The following is a 20,061-nucleotide window of genomic DNA, read 5'->3' on the forward strand; positions in this document are numbered from 1 at the left end:
TAAACCGGATAAGTCAGGTAATCGGGTTCTATCCAGGGAGAGTTTTTAAAAACAGAATTCAACTGGGCATCAGCGCTTTTTGCAAAGGCTGTATCCTGCCTGCGTTTGGCCTCCAGTTCAGCCTGTTCAGGTCGAGGTTTTGGGCATTGCCCCTGAAACCAAACGCCTGCGGCCCGTTCTGGTCAACCCGATATTTTTCACTCCGGTTTAAGCATCCCCCGATATTGTAAACGGGAATGACAGCTAACACTACCTTATCGTTCAGTTTTATTTTGCCTGAAACAATATCTTTTGCCAAAAGCATGCTGGCATCTATTCCGTCAGGCTCACCGGCATGGATGCCATTGTTTACCAGTATCACCAGCTTATTTTCTCTTCTTATTTTCTGAAAGTCGGCCAAACCGGTATTTGATATCACTACCAGGTGCAAAGGCTCACCGGCATCTGTCATCCCCATGGTGAGCATTTTAATTTTTGAAGATGCAGCGTCCGCTCTTTGCCACCAATCTATAATCTCAGGATAGGCAGGGGTTTCTATGCCCTTCGTTCTCTCAAATTTTGTAGCCGGTAGTTGTGCCAATGCCATGATGGAAAAGATAGGACATACTAAAAAAAAGAATAACTTTTTCATCTGCTCGTTATTATCAATTATCTCCTTTGCCCAGCAGGTGGTAAATGCCCGCCACCCATTTGCGGGGTAAGGCCCTTATTACATTAGATGCAAAGCGGGAAGTGGTTCCCGGCACAATAACCATTTTTTTTCTCAATGTTTTCTTTACAGCCACTTCTCCAACCCGCTTCACAGGCACTTCCATCCAGTCGCCCAATTTGCCCAACCTTTTTTTCGTTTCTTTTTTAATCTCAGGCTTGGTGTAAACAGGTCCCGGGGCCAGGCAACTGACGCTAATGCCTTTTTCCTTTAGTTGATATCTTAAGGCGTAACTAAAAAATAATAGCCCTGATTTTGAAGCTGCATAAACACTTTTAATGGGTATGGGCCCAAAAGCTGCCATGCTGGAAACATTCAGGATATAAGCCGGTTTATTTTTTTCCAAAACAGGTAATAACTCCTGTACCATGGTTACCGGCGATTCCAGGTTGATTTTTATCATATAGCGCAGGCTATCAGCCGGCAGCTTTAAAAAATCGCTGGAGCCACCCATGCCGGCTACGTTGCATAGTATTTTGAGCGGTAATTGATTGGCTATACACCATTGGGATAATTGTGCTGCTACGGATTCATTGGTCAGGTCAGCTGAAAGTATTTCTACCTGTATGCCGTATGCGGATTCCAGTTTCTGTTTTGCATCCTGCAGTGGCTGTTCATTCCTGGCTATTAATATTAAATTATATTTTCTTTTTGCAAGCGCTTCTGCAATAGCATACCCAATTCCCTTGCTGCCTCCTGCTACAATGGCAAAAGGCTGGCTGTTTTTGTAGATCAATTCTCCTGATAAGGTTTGTGCTGCCGTAGTTGTAAAAGACAAAAGAATAGCAGGTATTATTGCTGTTTTTATGGATATGGGAAAAAAGTTAAATAATATTTTCACAGCAGCGCTTTTTACAAAGATTGCTTTTTATTTTAAACTTTGTTTATATTAATTACTTTTGTCGCCGCTTTTCAACGGTATGGACCACTTAATTAGTCAAATAGATAAAGAGAATTTACCCAGACACATTGCTATCATCATGGATGGTAACGGTCGCTGGGCACAGGATCAGGGAGAGGATCGTCTTTTTGGTCATTACCACGGTGTGGAAAGCGTAAGAGACATTGTAGAAGGCTGTGCGGAGATCGGCATAAAATATTTAACGTTATATGCTTTCAGTACTGAAAACTGGGACCGGCCCGAATACGAGGTGGTTGGATTAATGGAGCTTTTGGTAGCCACTATCAGGAAGGAAATAGAGACCCTGCACAAAAATAATATTCGCCTGCACATTATAGGGGATATAAGCATGTTACCCTCTTATGCACAGCAGGAGCTGAGCGAGGCATTGGAAATTACCGCATGCAACACCGGCCTTAACCTGATTATGGCATTAAGCTACAGCGGCCGTTGGGAGCTCTTAAACGCTGTTAAAAATATTGCTAATGAGGTAAAAAACAACCGGTTACAGGTAGAAGCCATTGACCAGGAAGTGCTGCAGAAGTACCTTTGTACCAGCAATTTCCCGGATCCGGAATTAATGATAAGAACCAGCGGGGAATACCGAATCAGTAATTTTTTACTCTACCAGTTAGCCTATGCAGAACTGTACTTTACCAATGTAAGATGGCCGGAGTTCAGAAAAAACAATCTTTATGAAGCATTGATAGATTATCAGGGACGGGAACGCAGGTTTGGCAAAACCTCCAAGCAGATCAAAGAAGCCCGTTAAAATGGAAAAAAATTGCAATTATAAATTATATCATTTCTTTCAGCGCAATATGCTCACCATTCTATTTTAACATGAGTTTTCCAATTTTTACCTTTAATTTGCCGCCGCAATAGGAATATAGTGCAGTAGCTTGGTGATAACTATTTAACTTCCTGCTTTTGCAAAAACAAAATTGATTACCGATATTTAAATCCTTTATGCGTTTTTTTCTTTACAGGTTTTGCGTTACAATCATCGCTTTTACAACGGTAAACCATGTTTTTGCTCAAACGGATACGCTTCCGGGCAAGCCCCTTTCTCCCGAAATGGAGGAGTGGCAAAATCCCAGGCAACCCCGGGAGTATACAATAGCCGATCTAAAAGTTAGCGGTGCCAGTTATCTGGATTCCACTATTATTCTTTCAGTAGCCGGCCTGCAAAAAGGACAAAAATTTACCCATCCGGGGTCTGATATTTTTGCCCGCGCCATTCAAAACCTGTGGAGGCAGAAATTAGTAGCTGATATCCAGATATATATCACCGATATTGTTGGTACTAATGTTAGTATTGAAGTGGCTGTGAAGGAAATGCCCAGACTGGGTGATTTTAAGTTTGAAGGAGTAAAGAAAACCGAGCAGGAAGAGCTGGTTAAAAAAACAGCTATTGCGAAGCAGACTACTATTCTCTCAGAAAATACACGGCGTAACATTACAGATGTCATTAAGGCTTTTTACGAAGAGAAGGGATTTCATGATGTAGGCGTGGAACTACTAGAAAAACCTGACCCTGTTTTTAAGAACTCTAACTCACTTACTATTAAAGTAGTCAAAGGCAAAAAAGTTAAGATAGATGGGATCCATTTTTTTGGTAACGACAATATAAGAAGTGTAAAACTTAAAAAACAAATGAAGGGTACTAAGGAAATGACCAAGATGACCCTTTACCGTTCTGACTATACAAGCACATATGGCCCTATTAAAACCTACAGTTTTAATGAGTACCTGAAAGACTGGGGATTTCTTACCCCTACCAAATCGCTTGAAGTGCTGGATCCTTACTTCCGCTTTAAGTTCTCTTCTTCAAAATTCAACCAGAAAAAATACACAGAGGATAAGGAAAAAGTGTTGAATTACTTTAATGCCAAAGGTTATCGCGATGCACAAATACTGGCAGATACCCAGGTAGTAAAGGACAACAAAATGTACATCGACATTAAAGTGAAAGAAGGGCATAAATATTATTTTGGTACCACTACCTGGAAAGGCAATTCTGTTTACAATGATACTATACTAAACCAGATATTGAGTATTAATAAAGGCGATACGTACGATGCCAGCATCTTAAATAAAGCCTTGGGGTTGGAACCCAGCCAGGATGCCCAGGATATACAAACGGCTTACAGGGATAAGGGGTATCTTTTTATACAGATAGTACCAGTAGAAACAAAGATATATAACGATACCATAGATCATGAAATAAGAGTAATTGAAGGCCCGCAGGCGCGTATTAAAAATATTAATATCCGTGGTAACGAACGCACTAAAGAGCATGTTATACGCCGGGAAATGCGTACTTACCCGGGTGCCCTGTATAGCCAAACCTCTTTAATGCGTACCATTCGTGAGCTAAACGCACTGAACTACTTTGAGCAGGAGTCTATTAACCCGCAGCCTGTACCTAATCAAAATGACGGAACAGTAGATATTAACTGGAACCTCAAAGAAAAATCTTCGGATCAGCTGGAGCTTTCTGCCGGTTGGGGCGGCGGTATTGGCCTTACAGGCACCCTGGGTGTTACCTTTAATAACTTCTCTATAAAAAATATATGGAAGAAAGAAGCGTGGGACCCGCTACCTGTGGGCGATGGTCAAAAGCTGAGCCTGCGCGTACAATCCAATGGCCGCGCCTTCCGCTCTTACAATTTCGCATTTACCGAACCCTGGTTAGGCGGTAAAAAAAGAAACTCACTGATATTATCATATAATAACAGCAAGTATTATAACCTGGCAGGGTTCACATCACGCGGAACTTATGAATACGATAAGAATAAGTCTCTTACCGTTAACGGGTTCTCTGTAGGTTTGGGGAAACAGCTGAACTGGCCCGATGACTATTTCTACATGACCTATACGGCAGCTTTAACCCGTTATAATGTAAAGGAAATGGGTTATATCTATAGCCTTCCTTTCAATACCGGTATTTCCAATAATCTCAGCCTGAAAATCGCCATACAGCGCAACTCTGTATCTGATCCTATTTTCCCGCGAAGCGGCAGCGACCTGATGTTCAGTGTACAGGCCACTCCTCCTTACTCACTCTGGGGCTCTAATACAGACCAGTATAAATTTGTAGAATACCACAAATGGCGCTTCAACTCTACCTGGTATGTACCATTGGGCAGGGGCAAAGGAGAGAACAAAGACCGGCAGTTTGTAATGAAGCTGGCGGCGAAATACGGCTTTATGGGAAAATATAATTCCAAACTGCAATATTCACCCTTCGAGCGCTTCCAGCTGGGCGATGCCGGTTTGAACAATACCTACTCTCTCACCGGCTTTGATATTATTGCGCACAGGGGGTATCCTATTTACAATACGTCTGACCCAACTATTAATCCAGACAATTCCGGTAGCGGCAATTATACCAACTTCTTTACTATTTTTAACAAGTACCAGGCAGAACTTCGCTACCCGGTGGTAACCAACCCCAGCAGTACTATTTTTGGTCTGGCATTTTTCGAAGCGGCAAACGGATGGAAAGATTATAAAGATTATAACCCCTTTAAGTTGCGGCGCAGCGTAGGTTTGGGTATGAGGTTTTACCTGCCGATGTTTGGTTTATTAGGGTTTGACTACGGTATTGGCTTAGACAGGTTAACCCCTGGAGGCGGCCTGAAAGGCGCCGGTAAGTTTACCTTTATGCTAGGATTTGAGCCGGAATAATATTTATATAAAGACAACGGAATCTTTATATTTAACGTCACATATCAAACATAAATAACAGATATGAAAAAGATTTTGATTATTGCAATTATTGCTTTATTCGCATCAGTAAATGCTTCTGCCCAAAAATATGCGATCGTAGATACCCGCTATATTTTTGAGAAGATGCCCGAATACCAGCAGGTTCAAAAGCAGGTGGAATCGCAGGCTGCTGCCTGGCAAAAAGAAATTGATGCCAAGCAGGCTACTCTGGACAAACTGTATAACAGCTATGATGCAGAAGAAAGTATGATGAGCGAAGACTTAAAAAAGAAAAAAGAGGAGGAACTGTTCAATAAAGAAAAAGAGCTGCGCGATCTGCAAAAAAAACGCTTTGGTTTTGAAGGCGACCTGTTTAAAAAAAGGCAGGAGCTGATGGAGCCTTTGCAGAAGAAAGTAGCAGACGCAGTAAGCAGGCTGGCCAGGGCGAATGGATACGACCTGGTATTGGACAAAAGTGAGGACAAAACCATTATCTTTGCCGACCCAAAGCTGGATAAAAGTGAAGAGCTTTTGAGAGAGCTGCGGCTGAAATAAAACAATAAAACAATTATTTTTTAAAAAAGAAGAATGAAACAAGTAAAATTTCTCGCAGTTGCTTTAGTACTGGTAATTGCAGGTTCGTTTGCAGGTAATGCTCAAAAAATCGGGTATGTAAATATTGATGGATTAGTATTTGCACTGCCTGAAGCGCAAAAGGTTCAGCAGGATTTTGAAAAATGGCAACAAGACTCAATAGGAGGAACGTATACAAGGCTGATGAATGAATACCAGGAAAAAGACAGTCTTGCTAAAGCAGCCACCAATGCATCGGTAAAAAGTGCTTTGCAAAACGATGTAAACCGTATATTGCAGATATTAAACAACTGGCAGCAGGAAGCGCAACAATGGTCGCAGCAAAAGCAGGGACAAATGTTCAGTCCTTTATACAAAAAAGTGACTGATGTAGTAGATGCCTATATAAAAGAAAAAGGATATACTTATGTATTGCATTCTGATAATATTTATAAGGCGCCAGACGCAGATAATATAAGCATGGCAGTGGCTCCCAAATTAGGTATAAAGATAAACAGCCAGGGCACTGCAGCACCTCACCAGGGAGCAGTACCGGCCGCAGGAAAATAAATAAATATCATTAAAAAATATTAACCGCCCCAAATTGGGGTGGTTTTTTTATTTTTGATATAACAACTATAACGAATGCAACAAGGTGCTCCTATTGGCGTATTTGATTCAGGTTACGGGGGGTTAACGGTATTGAAAGAGCTGGTAAACAGGCTTCCCCAGTATGATTATCTCTATCTGGGCGATAATGCCCGCGCTCCTTATGGAACCCGGTCGTATGATACTGTTTACCGTTATACACTGGACGCTGTAAAATGGTTTTTTTCCCGTGGTTGCCATTTGGTTATACTGGCCTGTAATACGGCATCGGCAAAGGCGCTGCGTACTATTCAGCAGAACGATCTGCCTCATCTGGCTCCACAAAAGCGGGTTTTGGGCGTTATACGGCCTACTACCGAAATAATAGGGCAATACTCCGAAACCAAAGAGGTAGGCATTTTAGCAACCAAAGGCACTGTAGCCTCAGAGTCGTACCCTATAGAAATTGCCAAGTTCTTCCCGGGCATCAAAACTTACCAGGAAGCATGCCCCATGTGGGTGCCGATTATTGAAAATGACGAAATGGATAATCCCGGCACGCACCACTTTATTAAGAAAAACCTTCATGCACTCTTTCATAAAGGAGAGAATATAGATGTCGTTTTGCTGGCCTGCACCCATTATCCCCTGATGCGCAGGCAAATTGAAGAATATGTACCGGTACAGGCTACACTTTTAACCCAGGGCGAAATAGTAGCAGCGAGCCTTGCCGATTACCTGCAACGCCATCCTGAAATAGAAGAAAAATGCAGCAAAAACAGCAGCTTACAGTTCTTCACCACGGATTCGGTTGAGGATTTTAATGAGCAAGGGTCGGTGTTTTTCGGGGGTGCGATACGTAGCGAACATATAAATTTGGAGGAGACCTAAACTTTTTAAACCCGCAAACGGCTAAACTTTTAAACTTTTCCCTACCTTTGCCATCCTTTCACAAACAGGGGATGTGGTGATCTTCTGTTCCGGAAAAATTAAACAGGCATGTTCTCCCATGCAATTAATGAAGTGAAAAATTAAAATAAGATGAAACGTACTTTTCAACCGCATCGCCGCCGCCGTAAAACTGTTCATGGTTTTCGTAAGCGTATGCAAACCGCTAATGGCCGTAAAGTATTAGCAAGCCGCCGTGCAAAAGGCCGTAAAAAGCTGACAGTATCTGACGAAAGAAGACTGAAATAAGATTTTTATAGCTTTAAACTATTGAGTAGCTCCGTTTTCGGGGCTATTTTTTGTTCTGCCAATGCCACAACAGCATACTTTTCCCAAATCGAAACGCCTTAAAAGCCGCAAAAAACTACAACAGATTTTTGCAGAGGGGAAAAGCGTGCGCACTACTGTTGTAAGGCTGGTGTATCTTACAGAAAAAACAGCGGCTCCTGAAGTAAAATGTGGCGTAGGATTAACCACTAAATATTTTAAAAAGGCAGCAGACCGTAACAGGATCAAACGCCTGCTAAGGGAATCGTACCGGCTCCAGCAGCACATACTTAACAGCTATGCAGTCGATTCCGGGCTCCTTTTTTCCGTATTTATCCTATACACAGGAAAAGAACTGCCCGAATATAAGACCATATATGAAAATGTTGGGGTAGCTTTACAGAAATTGCTGAAAATTTTACATGCGGCTGGTGCTGAAAATACTTAGCTGGCCTTTTATAGGCCTGATAAAGATATACCAATGGGTTATTTCCCCCTGGTTAGGTCCCAAATGCCGTTATACGCCTACCTGTTCGCACTACGCGGTGGAAGCTTTCAAAAAGTACGGGATATTTAAAGGATTCTGGCTATCTGTAAAAAGAATATCGAGGTGCCATCCCTGGGGCGGAAGCGGGTATGACCCGGTACCTTAAAACTTAAATAATCAACAACCAATGCTCAATCAATATTCATTGGGCATTCGTTTCAGATATCAATTGAACGTTCCTGAATGATTGGTTGGAGGTAAAAAATGTCATCCTGTATGCACAAATATCAAATGCTAAATATTAAATAATGATAACGGGTATTGGATTGGACGTAATTGAAGTAGAGCGGGTGCAGGAAAAGATAGAAAAAGAGCAGGGATTCCGGGAGCTTGTTTTTGGAGAAAAAGAAATTGCCTATTGCGAGCGCAAAACACATAAATATGAACATTATGCGGCCCGCTTTGCAGCTAAAGAAGCTTTATTTAAAGCTTTGGGAACCGGCTGGATGAACGGAACAGCCTACAATGAAATATTGATCCTGGGAGATGATGCAGGCAAACCGGAAATACATCTAACCGGTGAAACTGCCGAGACTTTAAACGATCTTGATCTTTCAAAAATAAAAATATCCATCAGCCATCTTAAAAATATTGCCGCTGCCGTGGTAATTATAGAAGGTTAATCTTTTTGTGCCGGTTAAGACTGCTTATTGCCGGTATTTCCCCTGTTTTCCTTCCGCTTGTGCTGCTGCCCTTTACCCGCGTTGTTGCGCTGGATCTGTTGCGGCCGGTTATTGCCTCCGCTTTTCCCCTTTTGCTGTCCCTGGTTCTGGCGGACTTCGGTTTGCACCGGCTGTGACGGACTGTTTTTATGCTGCTGCCTGCGTTTTTTATCTGCCCGTTCCAGGGCGCGCAAAGAGGTTTGGCCCACAACATCTACAAATTCGGCCTCCACTTCCACTGCCTTTTTAGATACCAGCTCCACCGCTTCCAGCTCTTCCGGAATAATATTTTGCCGGTTAAGTGATTTAATCTTTTTAACCCGTTCGATCGTTAAAGGATACTGCTTATTACTGTCGGGCAACGAATACCACATCAGGTTTTTGAAAATATCTTTTTTAATTAAATAGGCTCTGCCTTTGGTTACCTCCAGCTGATCGCAATCATTGGGAAAACCCTGCAAAGCATCCAGATAGGTATCCAGCTCGTAATTCAAACAACATTTCAGGCGTCCGCACTGGCCGCTTAGCTTGGTTTGGTTAATCGATAAATTCTGGTACCGGGCGATAGATGTATTTACCGATTTAAAGTCGGTAAGCCATGTAGCGCAGCAAAGCTCCCTGCCACAGCTGCCAATACCCCCTACTTTACCGGCTTCCTGCCGGGCTCCTATCTGGCGCATTTCTACTTTTACCTTGAACTCGGTCGCATACACTTTGATCAGTTCCCTGAAGTCGACCCGTCCATCTGCGATATAATAGAAAGTGGCTTTTCGCCCGTCTGCCTGCATTTCTACCTGGCTTATTTTCATATCCAGTTTAAGCTGGCGGGCAATAGCGCGGCTTCTGATTACTGCTTCAGGCTCTCTTTGTTTATTAATAGTTCTTTGTTCAAGATCACGCTCAGTGGCTATGCGCAACACTTTTTTCATATCGGCGTTCGTTTCCTTCACGCCGTATTTTTTCATCTGCAGGCGTACAATCTCACCTGTAAGCGAAATTTCACCTACATCAAACCCACTTACTCCTTCTACTGTTACCAGGTCGCCCTTCTCAAAAACGTGAACCGTTGTATTTCTGAAAAAATCTTTGCGTGTACCTTTATTAAAGCTAACCTCTACTACATTGCAATAACTATCCATATCCGCAATCGGCAAATTGCGCAACCAGTCGTACGTATTCATACGATTACAGCCCCCGGTGCTACAGCCACCATTACTTTTACAACCACCCGGCTTGGCGCCATTGGCAGTACCACAGCTTGTACAACCCATTGTTTGTAAATGTTCTTTAAATACGGAAAGCGCAGGCAGATCTACAGCGTATAATGACAGCCGGATAGAGAATATCCTGCCGATAAAAATATAAAAAACTGTTAATCAGTTTATTATGAAAACCCTTTCAAAAACAGGGTTATAATTTATTCGCTCTCACCTTCTTTTACACAACTGGCTTCCCCTCCAAAAATATAATATGCCCCACTAAAAATCTAGCGCCTCAATCATTCAAAAGTACAACATTGTCCTGAATGATATGATAAATTTTAATGGTAAGTGCCATAAAAAGTATCTTCCCATTAGCATTTCTTTCTATATAATAAGCCGCTTTGTCCAGCTCTTCAATTATGGCCTGCTGCTTTTCGATACTGGTAATACGGTTTAGCCGCAAGGCGAAATCCTTTTCTTTTTCGGGATATTGCACCGCCATTTGCGGCATTACCTCTATACGCAGCGCTAATTGTAATAAGTGGCCAAAATACCTGAGAAACTGCTTTTGAGCTTCTCGTCCCAACTGTCCTATTTCATCCACCCATTTAGCCTGCGCTATAGGGCCTGTTTTCATAATACTGTTCAACCAGTCGCGCAGCAGGTTCTGCCAGTCCTCATCAGAATGTTGCATTACCTGCAGCGCTTCGCGATAATTACCCCCGCTGATAGCGGTTACCCGTGCTGCAGTTGACTCATCGGCCATATTCCGGGTAATCAAGGCGTCTTTTATCTCCCTGTCTAAAGGCTGTGGTATTTTGATGAGCTGGCAGCGGCTAAGAATCGTTTGTAAGACCAGGCTCTCATTTTCTGCTACCAATAAAAAAACGGTTTTTTCAGGAGGCTCTTCTATCAGCTTCAGCAGCTTGTTACCTTCATTCCCCAGGTATTCGGGCAACCACATAATCAATACCTTGTAGCCTCCCTCAAAACTTTTGAGGTTTAGTTTACGGATGATATCATTGCACTCATTAGCAGTTATATTTCCCTGCTTATTTTCTGCACCTATAAACTGCAGCCAGTCGTATACATTTCCATAAGGATGACTTTTTATAAACTCCCGCCATTCGGTAATATAATCGGTGCTTAACGGCGGGGTACCTGCTTTTTTAGTGACTACCGGGTAGCTGAAATGGATATCGGGGTGTGCGAGTTCGGCAGCTTTCCGGCAGGCAGCACAAACACCGCAGGAATCAGGTCCTTTCCCAACCTCCTCCGAAGCCGGAGAGGGGGTAAGATCGCCGAAGAGAGTGTTCGCTCCATCGGAGGCCGGAATAATGCCCGTTCTTTCACAAACAATATACTGGGCAAAAGCTAACGCAAGAGGCAGTGCACCGCTGCCTTCTTTCCCCAGGAAAAGCATAGCATGGGCCAGGCGGTTCTCCTGCATCAGTTCTGTAAGCTCTTTTTTTAAATGCGACTGGCCAATAACGTCTTTAAACTGCATAGCTGCAAAATAAGGCTATTTGAAAACAATCTGCTAAAGTTTCGGGCATACCTATACCACTAATTTATTTCTTATGATTGAACTGTTGATCAAAGGAAGCAGCAGGGCGATCATTGTTTTTTCACCAACAACACTGCGAACAATAATGAACCAACCACCAGATAAAACCATTGAGGTTCATATTTCCAGGAAATGACAAATTTTGCTTTTCATATTTGATGAATGCCAGGAGGCAAGCCGCCTGGCCGATAGCACCCCGGGACGCCTCATACAGCGTTTTCAAAAAACAGGTTTTACCTTACACCGCGTTCGGGTTAATTATGATTCTGCGGCCTGTAATTCAGCATATTATCCGACTCAACAACCGGTTTCCCTTCTATTTCTTTATTATACCAGTATACCCACGCGTTAATAATATCCCCATTTTCCAGGGTGGCATTAACCAGTTCACGCTTATAGTAAACTTCTTCACCTTCGTCGGGGTAGAGGCCCTCATAATCGTCCAGCTGAGCCAGCACAAAAGACAGCTCTTTGGGATTACGGATCGCGTAAAGCTCCCCCTTTATAAGGCGGCCGGTATCATTGGGCACTCCTACGGGAAAAGTTCCCATATCGTAAATAGTACCTTTAACCACGGCACTCCCTTTTAGTTCAAAATACCTCGAAACATATTCGTAAGCAGGGCTTTTAAAGCCGCTAAGCAGGGAACCATATACAAAAAGAAAATTACTTGGCGCTTGCATAAAATTGAGTTGAAGGGCATTATTATAAGGTTTTATCATCAACGAGGAAAACATATACCTCTTTAGGCCCGTGCACACCTACTACCAACGTTTTCTCTATATCTGCGGTGCGGCTGGGGCCGGTAGCAAAAGTTATCAGTGAAGGTAAGTGGGCTCCATATTTGTCCTTAAGCGCTTCCAGGGCATCTTTTACCTCGTACACCAACTGGCTGGTATAGGCAATGCAAATATGTACAGGTGCATAAACGCTGGTATTGCGGCCGCTGGGCCCGGCAGCGCTCATTACGATACTGCCTGTTCTTGCCACAAGATATTCGCAACCCGTTACAGCTGCATCGCATGTGGCCAGGCTGTTTAAATCGTTCAAAAACCCGAAGCTGCCGTTAAATAGGCTGCTGATCTTTGGCTCTACGCAATAAACCGATTTCCAGCCCCGGGCTACAGCCAGCTGATTCAACTGTTTTATAAGGTCTTTTTCATTAAAACAAAAGGCAAATTGGCCCTGCAGGGCCGTAAATACTTCTGCAAACTCTACTTCAATATCCTGCTCCAGGGGCTGAAATACGGAAGACTGTCCTTCACTTTTAGGAAAAGGAAGCGGTGTTGGCTGTGTTAACGCCTCCCGGATTTTTTTCAGAATATTTCCTTTTGCCGATTGCACGTTATTGTTTATTCCGGATTGGTTGACGCCGTATTAGCATTGTTGCTGTAAGGAGGCAGTGCGCTTACGTCGGCATCTCCGCTGGTAGTCGGCAACACCACATCGCTCAATGCTTTCTTTTCTTCAAACGGTCTTTTACCTATCAGCCGTTCCAGGTCATCTTTAAATAACACTTCCTTCTCCAGCAATTCTTCTGCAATAATTCTAACAGCTTCTTTCTTTTCTTCAATCAATGCCTTCGCACGTGCATAAGCTGTATCTGAAAGCTTTTTAACTTCTTCATCAATCAGCTTACCTGTTTCTTCACTGTAAGGTTTCTGAAAGCTTCCCTCATTTTGAGGGTCATAAAAAGAAATATTACCGATGCGCTCATTCATTCCATAAATGCTCACCATGGCATAAGCAGTGCGGGTTACCTGCTGCAGATCGCTTAATGCCCCTGTAGAGATCTTTCCAAAGAAAATCTCTTCACTGGCTCTTCCGCCAAGGGTCATACACATATCATCTTCTAGCTCTTCGGTAAGGGTCAGGTATTTTTCTTTGGGCAAATACTGGGCAAAGCCCAGTGCGGCCGTACCTCTTGGCACAATGGTTACTTTTAATAACGGATGCGCATGTTCCAAAAACCAGCCAGTAACGGCGTGGCCTGCTTCGTGATAGGCGATCACCCGTTTTTCGTCCGGTAAAATGATCTTGTTCTTTTTTTCCAGGCCTCCTATAATGCGGTCAATAGCATCATTAAAATCCTGCATTTCAACCTCTGCCTTACCATTCCGGGCGGCTATAAGGGCGGCTTCGTTACATACGTTGGCAATATCCGCACCGGCAAAACCAGGAGTTTGGGCTGCCAGCTTGTGAATGTCTAGATTTTGAGAAGTTTTGATCTCTTTAAGATGTACTTTGAAGATCGCTTCACGGCCGGCAAGGTCTGGCTTATCTATAGATATCTGCCTGTCGAACCGGCCCGGGCGCAACAATGCAGAATCCAATACATCGGGGCGGTTGGTTGCCGCTAATACAATAATGCCGGAGTCGGTACCAAAACCATCCATTTCCACCAGCATCTGGTTCAGGGTGCTTTCACGCTCATCATTGCTCATCATCGCATTCTTGCCACGAGCGCGCCCAATGGCATCAATCTCATCAATAAAGATCACACACGGCGCCTTTTCGCGTGCCTGTTTAAACAGGTCGCGTACGCGGCTGGCTCCTACTCCCACGAACATTTCCACAAAATCGGAGCCGCTAAGGCTAAAGAACGGCACCTGCGCTTCTCCGGCCATTGCTTTGGCCAACAGGGTTTTACCGGTACCCGGAGGGCCCACCAGTAAAGCCCCTTTAGGAATTTTACCACCGAGACTGGTATATTTTTTAGGATTACGAAGAAAATCTACTATTTCCATTACCTCCACTTTCGCTTCATCTAAACCTGCAACATCGGCAAATGTGATATTGACCTTGGTACCTTTATCAAACAAAGTAGCTTTTGATTTGCCGATGCTAAAAATACCACCAGGACCACCGGCGCCGCCAGCGCCGCCGCTCATTTTGCGCATCAGCAAAATCCAAACCCCTAACAGTAATACAAACGGAAGTAAATAACCAATGGCTTTCCCTAAGAAATCGCTATCGGTATCTGCTTCAGGTTCCATTTTTGCAACGGCAGGATGCGCTTTATAAAAGTCATCCATCTGCTTTACGAAGGTGGGACCGTCAATGATTTTAAAATAAAACTGCGGCATTACATTATCACCATTGCCTACCAGCGTTTTATCAATATTAGGATAACGGGAAATAGCTTCTTTTTTAACCCATACGCGTACGACATCTTTATTTCCGATCACGGTGTATTTATCTACATCTCCCTGCTCGATCATTTTCTGAAAATCGCTGAGCTTGATCTCCTGCCTGCCTGCAGAACCCAGTGGATTTAAAAACTGAAAGGCCAGCATAATGGCCAAAATAATGATAAATGCCCAATAACTGCCAAATTTGGGAGCTTTCTTGGGCTCACCGGGAGTAGTATTTTTATTATTTGTAGAAAACGGATTATTTCTCTTTTCCTGCTTCGCCATTTTTTCTGTTTGATGATAAGGTGAAAACCTTGTAAATTGTTTGTTAAGTTGTTATAAAATTACTGGTGCTCTTCTGCTACAGCATCGCTCCACATCTCCTCAAGGCTGTAAAATTTGCGCATATCGGGATGCATGATATGTACTACCACGTTTACAAAATCGATCAGTACCCATTGCAGATTTTGAAAGCCTTCTTTATGAAAGACGTTCTCTCCGCAAATTTCCTTTACTCTATCTATTACATTATCCCCAATAGCTTTTACCTGCGGCCCGCTGGTGGCTTCGCATATAATAAAAAAATCTGCTACGGCTTCAGGGATCTTTCTTAAATCAAGCGACACTATATTTTCGCCTTTTTTTTCCTGTATGGCGGCAATAATGGTCTTAAATAATTTAGATTTTTTAGTAAGTTTTACAGATGCAGTATTCCTGCGTTTCGTTAGCGAAGCTAATGGTTCCAAATAAAAAGCGATTTTAATTAATAAGAAGACATTTATACGTAAAATACGGAATATGACAAATGGTAACTGATGCAGATTTTCTGCTTTCTTTATTCATGTATCAGAATTCCTTATTTAATTTGCTCAAAAATAACGAATATTGGCACAACAATCAACAGATAATTGCGCCCGCCTGCCGGAAGGACAGGCTGCTCCGCCCTTAATTGAACTTTTATCAGTTGACAGTACCAATAATTATGCCCTAAGCCTTTTAAAGCCTCCTAAACTGACGGAGCGGCAGAAAATTGCAGGGCACGGGACGGCTGTTTTTGCTCATGAGCAATATGCCGGCAAAGGCCAGCGTGGGAAAATATGGCAATCAAAAAAAGGAGAAAATATTCATTTAAGTGTGGTACTTGATGCCCGAAAAATAGGTTTACAGCAACAATTTATTCTTATTGCAATAGTTGCACTGGCGGTACGGGAGTTTTTTGACCAGTATGCGCAAAGCGATATCAGCATTAAATGGCCTAATGATATCTATTTCAGAGACCGGAAAGCTGGTGGTATTTTAATTGAAAATATCATCAGCGGCAACGAATGGAAATGGGCGGTGGCAGGCATTGGTCTTAATATTAACCAGACAGGCTTTGCACCTGATATTACGAAAAAAGCGGTTTCGCTAAAACAGATCACGGGCAAACATATGGATTGTTTTGAGCTGGCCCAAACGCTGAGAAATGCAGTATTGCTGGCATACGATAACTACAATGCAAATGCTGCCGGTGTATTAGCTGAATATAACAGGTTTTTGTATAAAAAGAATGCAAAGGCGGTCTTTGAAAAAAACGGTCAATTATTTGAAGCAATCGTAAAAGAGGTACTGCCCGGCGGTCAGCTGGTAGCCCGTGCAGACAGGGAACTAAGATTTGATTTCGGAGAAGTAAAATGGATAAACGGTTAAACCATCTTTGTTGACTGATTTCCTACTTTTGCTCCAAATTAAAATACCTGATGAGAAAATGTTTATTGCTTGCAGGATTAATGAGTACTGCGATGGGATCCAATGCGCAAAAGTATACCGTAAGTGTACAGGCAGGCGGAAATACTTCTTTTATTTCAAAGTTTGTTAACGCATATACTTATGCCCAAAAACCCCTGGAATTCGACTACGAACTCGATCCGGGTATGGGTACGGATAATTTTATCCGTGGCGTGGAGATTAAAGATACAAAGACCAGAAATAAACTTGGCTTTTTTGCGGATGTGCAAATGGAACGCAACCTTAAAAACAATTGGGGTATCGGCGCGTCTTTGGGTGTTAATAAAATAGCCTATAGCTATGAAACCCCGGATTTTGGAATCACTATTGCCGACCCAGTCCTGAATAATGAACTCAGCAAAATGGGTAATGTCAAACTGCTCTATCTTACAACACGCCTGGTCAATATTTCCAAAAGGTGGAACCGGTTCTCCCTGATTGCCGGACCGGAGTTAAGTTACCTGCTCAGCAAAAAATATGTTACTACAGTAACCTGGCAATGGCAGTCAGTCCAAAACAGTAAGCAATACATATCTTCTGTGAGTGATGCTAAAGGAAATGCCAGCCAATTACTCATTGGTGCTGTATTAGGAGCTCAATACGATATGGGTAAACGTTTTTATGTAAGAGTGAGCAGCCAAAAGATCTTCACTTCTCTTTATAAAAACCAAGAGCCGCTCAACAATTTTTATAAAACCAATGTTCATGAAAAAAGCCGCCCATTACAGGCAGAGCTGGGCCTGGGCTTCCGGGTAACAGGCTTTTAATGTGGTATTTAACCCATCTACTAAAAGTCAGTATTCAATAACTATATCTAAAGTGGTCTTTATTAAGAAGCAGCGGCGGAGGTTGCAGCTATAGTGCCTGCCATTGCAGCAGCGGAACTGGTATGATCCTGTGCGGAAGCACCAGGATTTGTATTGGCAATACTGATAAAAGCATAGCCCCACCCTTTCAATTCGTTTTTCCAGATGAGCGAGCCATCCCTGGCACTTAAGCAAAACAGGATGCCTGAAACACCAATTATCAGCTTATCGCCTTCAAGCACGATCTGCCCTACAGCATAACTCAGACTTGCTTTGGTATATTGCCTCAGTTTTACTTCCCAGGCTATTTCGCCCGATTTTTTATCGATTGCGGCAACCCGGCCATTGCTCAGAACAAAAAATTTATTATCGGCTCTCATAGTAATTTTTATTTGCCCAGCTTTTTCAACAGCAGCTCCGGCTCATTGGTGGTAATAAAATTGATACCCTGCGCTAAAAGATCGTCCATTATTTTTTCATCGTTTACGGTCCAGGCATTGGTAAGCACTCCCAGTTTTTTAGCGCCCGCGATCCAGTTTTTATCTTTTTGAAAAACGCTGTAATGATAATCTGCATCCAGCTTATCGGCCTTAAGCTTTTCTGCCGAAACATCGCCGTTTAAATATTGCACAGGCGCATTGGGCTCTATTTCTTTTACTTTTTTACACACATCGTAATCAAACGCTATATAAACCACCTGTGCTTGCCCTTTCAATTTATGCACCATGTCCACTACCTTTTTTGCAAGGCTCAAAGAGCGCTCTTTACTGATCGTAGAGGTTTTAATTTCTGCTATAAGCTTTGTTTTATTTTGCTTTAAGCCTTCTTTTAAATAAGCCTCCAGCGTTGGTATTTTTTCCCCGTTTGACAGTGTTTTGGTAAGCAGATCCCGGTAAGTATTGGTTTCTATTGCCATTCCTAAAAATTTATCATCATGATTCACTACCAATACCTCATCACTTGTCATATGAATATCAAACTCGGTTCCGCCGCAGCCCATCGAAATAGCCGCTTTCAGGGAGGCTATGGAATTTTCGGGAGCGCCGGTATTCTTAAACGCGCCGCGGTGTGCAATCACTTTGTTCATAAAAGGCGTTTGAGTGGCTGTCGATTTGTTTGCAACCTGGCAACTACTAAAAATAATTACAAAACAAAAAAGTAAAAATACAATCCGGCTCATATACTACTATAATTAAAAAAGCTTTAAAATGAACAGCAAGTTAGCGTTTTACTCTTGAAAAAGAGGGATATTTCCTGTATTACTTAATTGTAAACCTGCCAATAATCGTTTCATCATTTTCTGCCTCCCGCGCTTCGCACTCCAGTCCGCACCTGTAATATCCTACTTTTATATTTTGCCATAGGTATATAAAAATAAAGCGGAAAAAGCCTAACCGTTCGTATTGCTCAATATGCTTTAACTCGTGCCGCAGCCAGCGCTTATCAGATAAAAAATCAGTTTTCGGCACTCCATACAAATGAATACAGCTACCAAAAACAATAGCTACTCTTTTGCTGCTGAGCCGGCGCGCAGCAAGCTTTGCGACAAAAGAATTTTCTTTGATGGAAAACAATTTCATTTTATATACAGGGTCTGGCCCTGCTATGGCGAAGATAGGATAGCAAAAGAATATTTGCGATGGGGCAGCTTGCCATAATGTAAGCGTACGTATTCGGCATGGCAGATTAAGCCAAACGATAAAATAGAAGTGTCTGACCACAAAGGCTTTTTTGATTGTCATATTGAGAGCTTCCAGCATATAGACGATCAAGAAGTCAGCCTTCGCGAAGCTGTTAATAACAAGTAATGTAGATCAATGAAAGTCAGCGCCGCCCCTGAGCCTGAAGAAGGACATTAATATCCATCGCTAAAGGCTTCGTCAACAGCTCGACAGGCTTACTGTGACAAATCTGCAGAGCGCCGCTACTGTCATTTTAAAGAACTTAATTTTCCTATTACTTCTTTTAGTTAGCCAGCACAAGTATCCGGCCAATAAAAAAGGCTGCCCTGAAGCAACCTTTCCTGTATAATATAATAGCTAGATTAAGCTTCTTTTACCAGCTCTACATTTGCATGCAATTTTACATCATCGCTTACCACAACGCCACCAGCTTCGGTTACAGCACCCCAGGTGAGGCCAAATTCTTTACGGTTGATCTTTCCGCTTATTTCGAAACCTGCAACAGTCTGACCATACATATTAGGACCTACACCGCCAAACTCTACATTTAGAGTAACCGGCTTTGTTACGTCTTTAATAGTAAGATTTCCTGTCAGTTTATAATCATCACCGTCTTTTACAATTGAAGTGGATTCAAATGTCAGCTTAGGGTATTTCTCCGCTTCAAAAAAGTCAGCAGACTTTAAGTGCCCGTCTCTTTGCTCAACACCGGTATCTATACTATCTACATCAGCGCTGAAAGAAACTGTTGCATCGGCAAAATCATCTTTTGCTGATTCTACTGTTCCTTCAAAAGCTTTAAATTTTCCTGAAACGGTTGAAATTACCAGGTGTTTTACTTTAAACCCGATTTCGGAGTGCATTGCGTCTATTGTCCAGGTTGCCATAAGAATTTTATTTTTATTGTTTTTTTAATAGTACAAAGCTACTACTCATTGTTACAACACCAATTAATATAGGTTAATTTTCCGGTAATTTTTTTAAAATGCTTGCA

General features: G+C 42.5%; 23 protein-coding genes. 11 read left to right on the forward strand and 12 right to left on the reverse strand.

Features of this window, described 5'->3' with window-relative positions; genetic code table 11:
• Positions 1-58 precede the first annotated feature (58 nt).
• Positions 59-631, reverse strand: a complete 573-nt coding sequence (locus ACYVBM_RS02705; RefSeq protein ID WP_460684073.1) for a M14 family zinc carboxypeptidase — start codon at positions 629-631, stop codon at positions 59-61.
• A gap of 13 nt (positions 632-644) precedes the next feature.
• The gene (locus ACYVBM_RS02710) at positions 645-1,550 is read right to left on the reverse strand and encodes an SDR family NAD(P)-dependent oxidoreductase (RefSeq protein WP_460684074.1); all 906 of its coding nucleotides are present in this window, start codon (positions 1,548-1,550) and stop codon (positions 645-647) included.
• Positions 1,551-1,629: 79 nt separating this feature from the next.
• Here ACYVBM_RS02710 and ACYVBM_RS02715 point away from each other — a divergent pair, with 79 nt between their 5' ends.
• From ACYVBM_RS02715 to acpS, 9 genes are all read left to right on the forward strand, one after another.
• Complete coding sequence (locus ACYVBM_RS02715; protein ID WP_460684075.1) at positions 1,630-2,382, forward strand: isoprenyl transferase; 753 nt, start codon at positions 1,630-1,632, stop codon at positions 2,380-2,382.
• Between the two features lie 197 nt (positions 2,383-2,579).
• Positions 2,580-5,303 (forward strand): BamA/OMP85 family outer membrane protein, encoded by a 2,724-nt coding sequence (locus ACYVBM_RS02720; RefSeq protein WP_460684076.1) that lies wholly within the window; start codon positions 2,580-2,582, stop codon positions 5,301-5,303.
• Between the two features lie 63 nt (positions 5,304-5,366).
• Positions 5,367-5,879, forward strand: a complete 513-nt coding sequence (locus tag ACYVBM_RS02725; protein WP_460684077.1) for an OmpH/Skp family outer membrane protein — start codon at positions 5,367-5,369, stop codon at positions 5,877-5,879.
• A 33-nt stretch (positions 5,880-5,912) separates the two neighbouring features.
• Positions 5,913-6,467: an OmpH/Skp family outer membrane protein gene (locus ACYVBM_RS02730; RefSeq protein WP_460684078.1), complete on the forward strand. Its 555-nt coding sequence runs from the start codon at positions 5,913-5,915 to the stop codon at positions 6,465-6,467.
• 75 nt (positions 6,468-6,542) lie between these two features.
• On the forward strand, positions 6,543-7,376 hold the full coding sequence (gene murI, locus ACYVBM_RS02735; RefSeq protein ID WP_460684079.1) for a glutamate racemase: 834 nt from the start codon (positions 6,543-6,545) through the stop codon (positions 7,374-7,376).
• Between the two features lie 150 nt (positions 7,377-7,526).
• A complete protein-coding gene (gene rpmH, locus ACYVBM_RS02740; protein ID WP_114789870.1) occupies positions 7,527-7,682 on the forward strand; it encodes a 50S ribosomal protein L34 in 156 nt (51 codons plus the stop codon).
• A 61-nt stretch (positions 7,683-7,743) separates the two neighbouring features.
• Entirely contained in the window at positions 7,744-8,148 is a 405-nt protein-coding gene (gene rnpA / locus ACYVBM_RS02745) for a ribonuclease P protein component (protein ID WP_460684080.1), read from the forward strand.
• Positions 8,123-8,353: a membrane protein insertion efficiency factor YidD gene (yidD, locus tag ACYVBM_RS02750; RefSeq protein ID WP_460684081.1), complete on the forward strand. Its 231-nt coding sequence runs from the start codon at positions 8,123-8,125 to the stop codon at positions 8,351-8,353. The genes rnpA and yidD overlap by 26 nt, the downstream gene beginning before the upstream one ends.
• Positions 8,354-8,495: 142 nt before the next feature.
• Positions 8,496-8,870 carry a holo-ACP synthase gene (gene acpS, locus ACYVBM_RS02755; RefSeq protein ID WP_460684082.1) on the forward strand — a complete coding sequence of 125 codons (375 nt, stop codon included), beginning with the start codon at positions 8,496-8,498 and terminating at the stop codon, positions 8,868-8,870.
• Between the two features lie 14 nt (positions 8,871-8,884).
• On the opposite strand, the gene ACYVBM_RS02760 is transcribed toward acpS, so the two are convergent.
• The 6 genes from ACYVBM_RS02760 to rsfS form a co-directional block, all read right to left on the reverse strand.
• Positions 8,885-10,180 carry a PSP1 domain-containing protein gene (locus tag ACYVBM_RS02760; protein WP_460684083.1) on the reverse strand — a complete coding sequence of 432 codons (1,296 nt, stop codon included), beginning with the start codon at positions 10,178-10,180 and terminating at the stop codon, positions 8,885-8,887.
• Positions 10,181-10,403: 223 nt separating this feature from the next.
• Positions 10,404-11,618 carry a DNA polymerase III subunit gene (locus ACYVBM_RS02765; protein ID WP_460684084.1) on the reverse strand — a complete coding sequence of 405 codons (1,215 nt, stop codon included), beginning with the start codon at positions 11,616-11,618 and terminating at the stop codon, positions 10,404-10,406.
• A 314-nt stretch (positions 11,619-11,932) separates the two neighbouring features.
• The gene (locus ACYVBM_RS02770; protein ID WP_460684085.1) at positions 11,933-12,361 is read right to left on the reverse strand and encodes a gamma-glutamylcyclotransferase family protein; all 429 of its coding nucleotides are present in this window, start codon (positions 12,359-12,361) and stop codon (positions 11,933-11,935) included.
• Positions 12,362-12,383: 22 nt separating this feature from the next.
• Complete coding sequence (locus tag ACYVBM_RS02775; RefSeq protein ID WP_460684086.1) at positions 12,384-13,022, reverse strand: LutC/YkgG family protein; 639 nt, start codon at positions 13,020-13,022, stop codon at positions 12,384-12,386.
• Between the two features lie 8 nt (positions 13,023-13,030).
• Positions 13,031-15,097 (reverse strand): ATP-dependent zinc metalloprotease FtsH, encoded by a 2,067-nt coding sequence (gene ftsH / locus ACYVBM_RS02780; RefSeq protein ID WP_460684087.1) that lies wholly within the window; start codon positions 15,095-15,097, stop codon positions 13,031-13,033.
• A gap of 59 nt (positions 15,098-15,156) precedes the next feature.
• Positions 15,157-15,558, reverse strand: coding sequence for a ribosome silencing factor (gene rsfS, locus ACYVBM_RS02785; protein WP_460684088.1), 402 nt, complete (start codon positions 15,556-15,558; stop codon positions 15,157-15,159).
• A 139-nt stretch (positions 15,559-15,697) separates the two neighbouring features.
• Between rsfS and ACYVBM_RS02790 the strand changes: the two genes are divergently transcribed.
• Both ACYVBM_RS02790 and ACYVBM_RS02795 read left to right on the forward strand, forming a co-directional pair.
• A complete protein-coding gene (locus ACYVBM_RS02790) occupies positions 15,698-16,501 on the forward strand; it encodes a biotin--[acetyl-CoA-carboxylase] ligase (protein WP_460684089.1) in 804 nt (267 codons plus the stop codon).
• Positions 16,502-16,551: 50 nt separating this feature from the next.
• The gene (locus ACYVBM_RS02795; RefSeq protein WP_460684090.1) at positions 16,552-17,346 is read left to right on the forward strand and encodes an outer membrane beta-barrel protein; all 795 of its coding nucleotides are present in this window, start codon (positions 16,552-16,554) and stop codon (positions 17,344-17,346) included.
• Positions 17,347-17,408: 62 nt separating this feature from the next.
• On the opposite strand, the gene ACYVBM_RS02800 is transcribed toward ACYVBM_RS02795, so the two are convergent.
• The 4 genes from ACYVBM_RS02800 to ACYVBM_RS02815 form a co-directional block, all read right to left on the reverse strand.
• On the reverse strand, positions 17,409-17,765 hold the full coding sequence (locus ACYVBM_RS02800) for an outer membrane protein assembly factor BamB family protein (protein ID WP_460684091.1): 357 nt from the start codon (positions 17,763-17,765) through the stop codon (positions 17,409-17,411).
• Between the two features lie 8 nt (positions 17,766-17,773).
• Positions 17,774-18,472, reverse strand: a complete 699-nt coding sequence (locus tag ACYVBM_RS02805) for a glycerophosphodiester phosphodiesterase (protein WP_460684092.1) — start codon at positions 18,470-18,472, stop codon at positions 17,774-17,776.
• Positions 18,473-18,644: 172 nt separating this feature from the next.
• Positions 18,645-18,965, reverse strand: a complete 321-nt coding sequence (locus tag ACYVBM_RS02810) for a DUF4157 domain-containing protein (protein WP_460684093.1) — start codon at positions 18,963-18,965, stop codon at positions 18,645-18,647.
• A gap of 464 nt (positions 18,966-19,429) precedes the next feature.
• Entirely contained in the window at positions 19,430-19,954 is a 525-nt protein-coding gene (locus ACYVBM_RS02815; protein ID WP_460684094.1) for a YceI family protein, read from the reverse strand.
• Between the last annotated feature and the right edge of the window lie 107 nt (positions 19,955-20,061).

It is taken from the genome of Niabella aquatica (genome assembly GCF_054779315.1).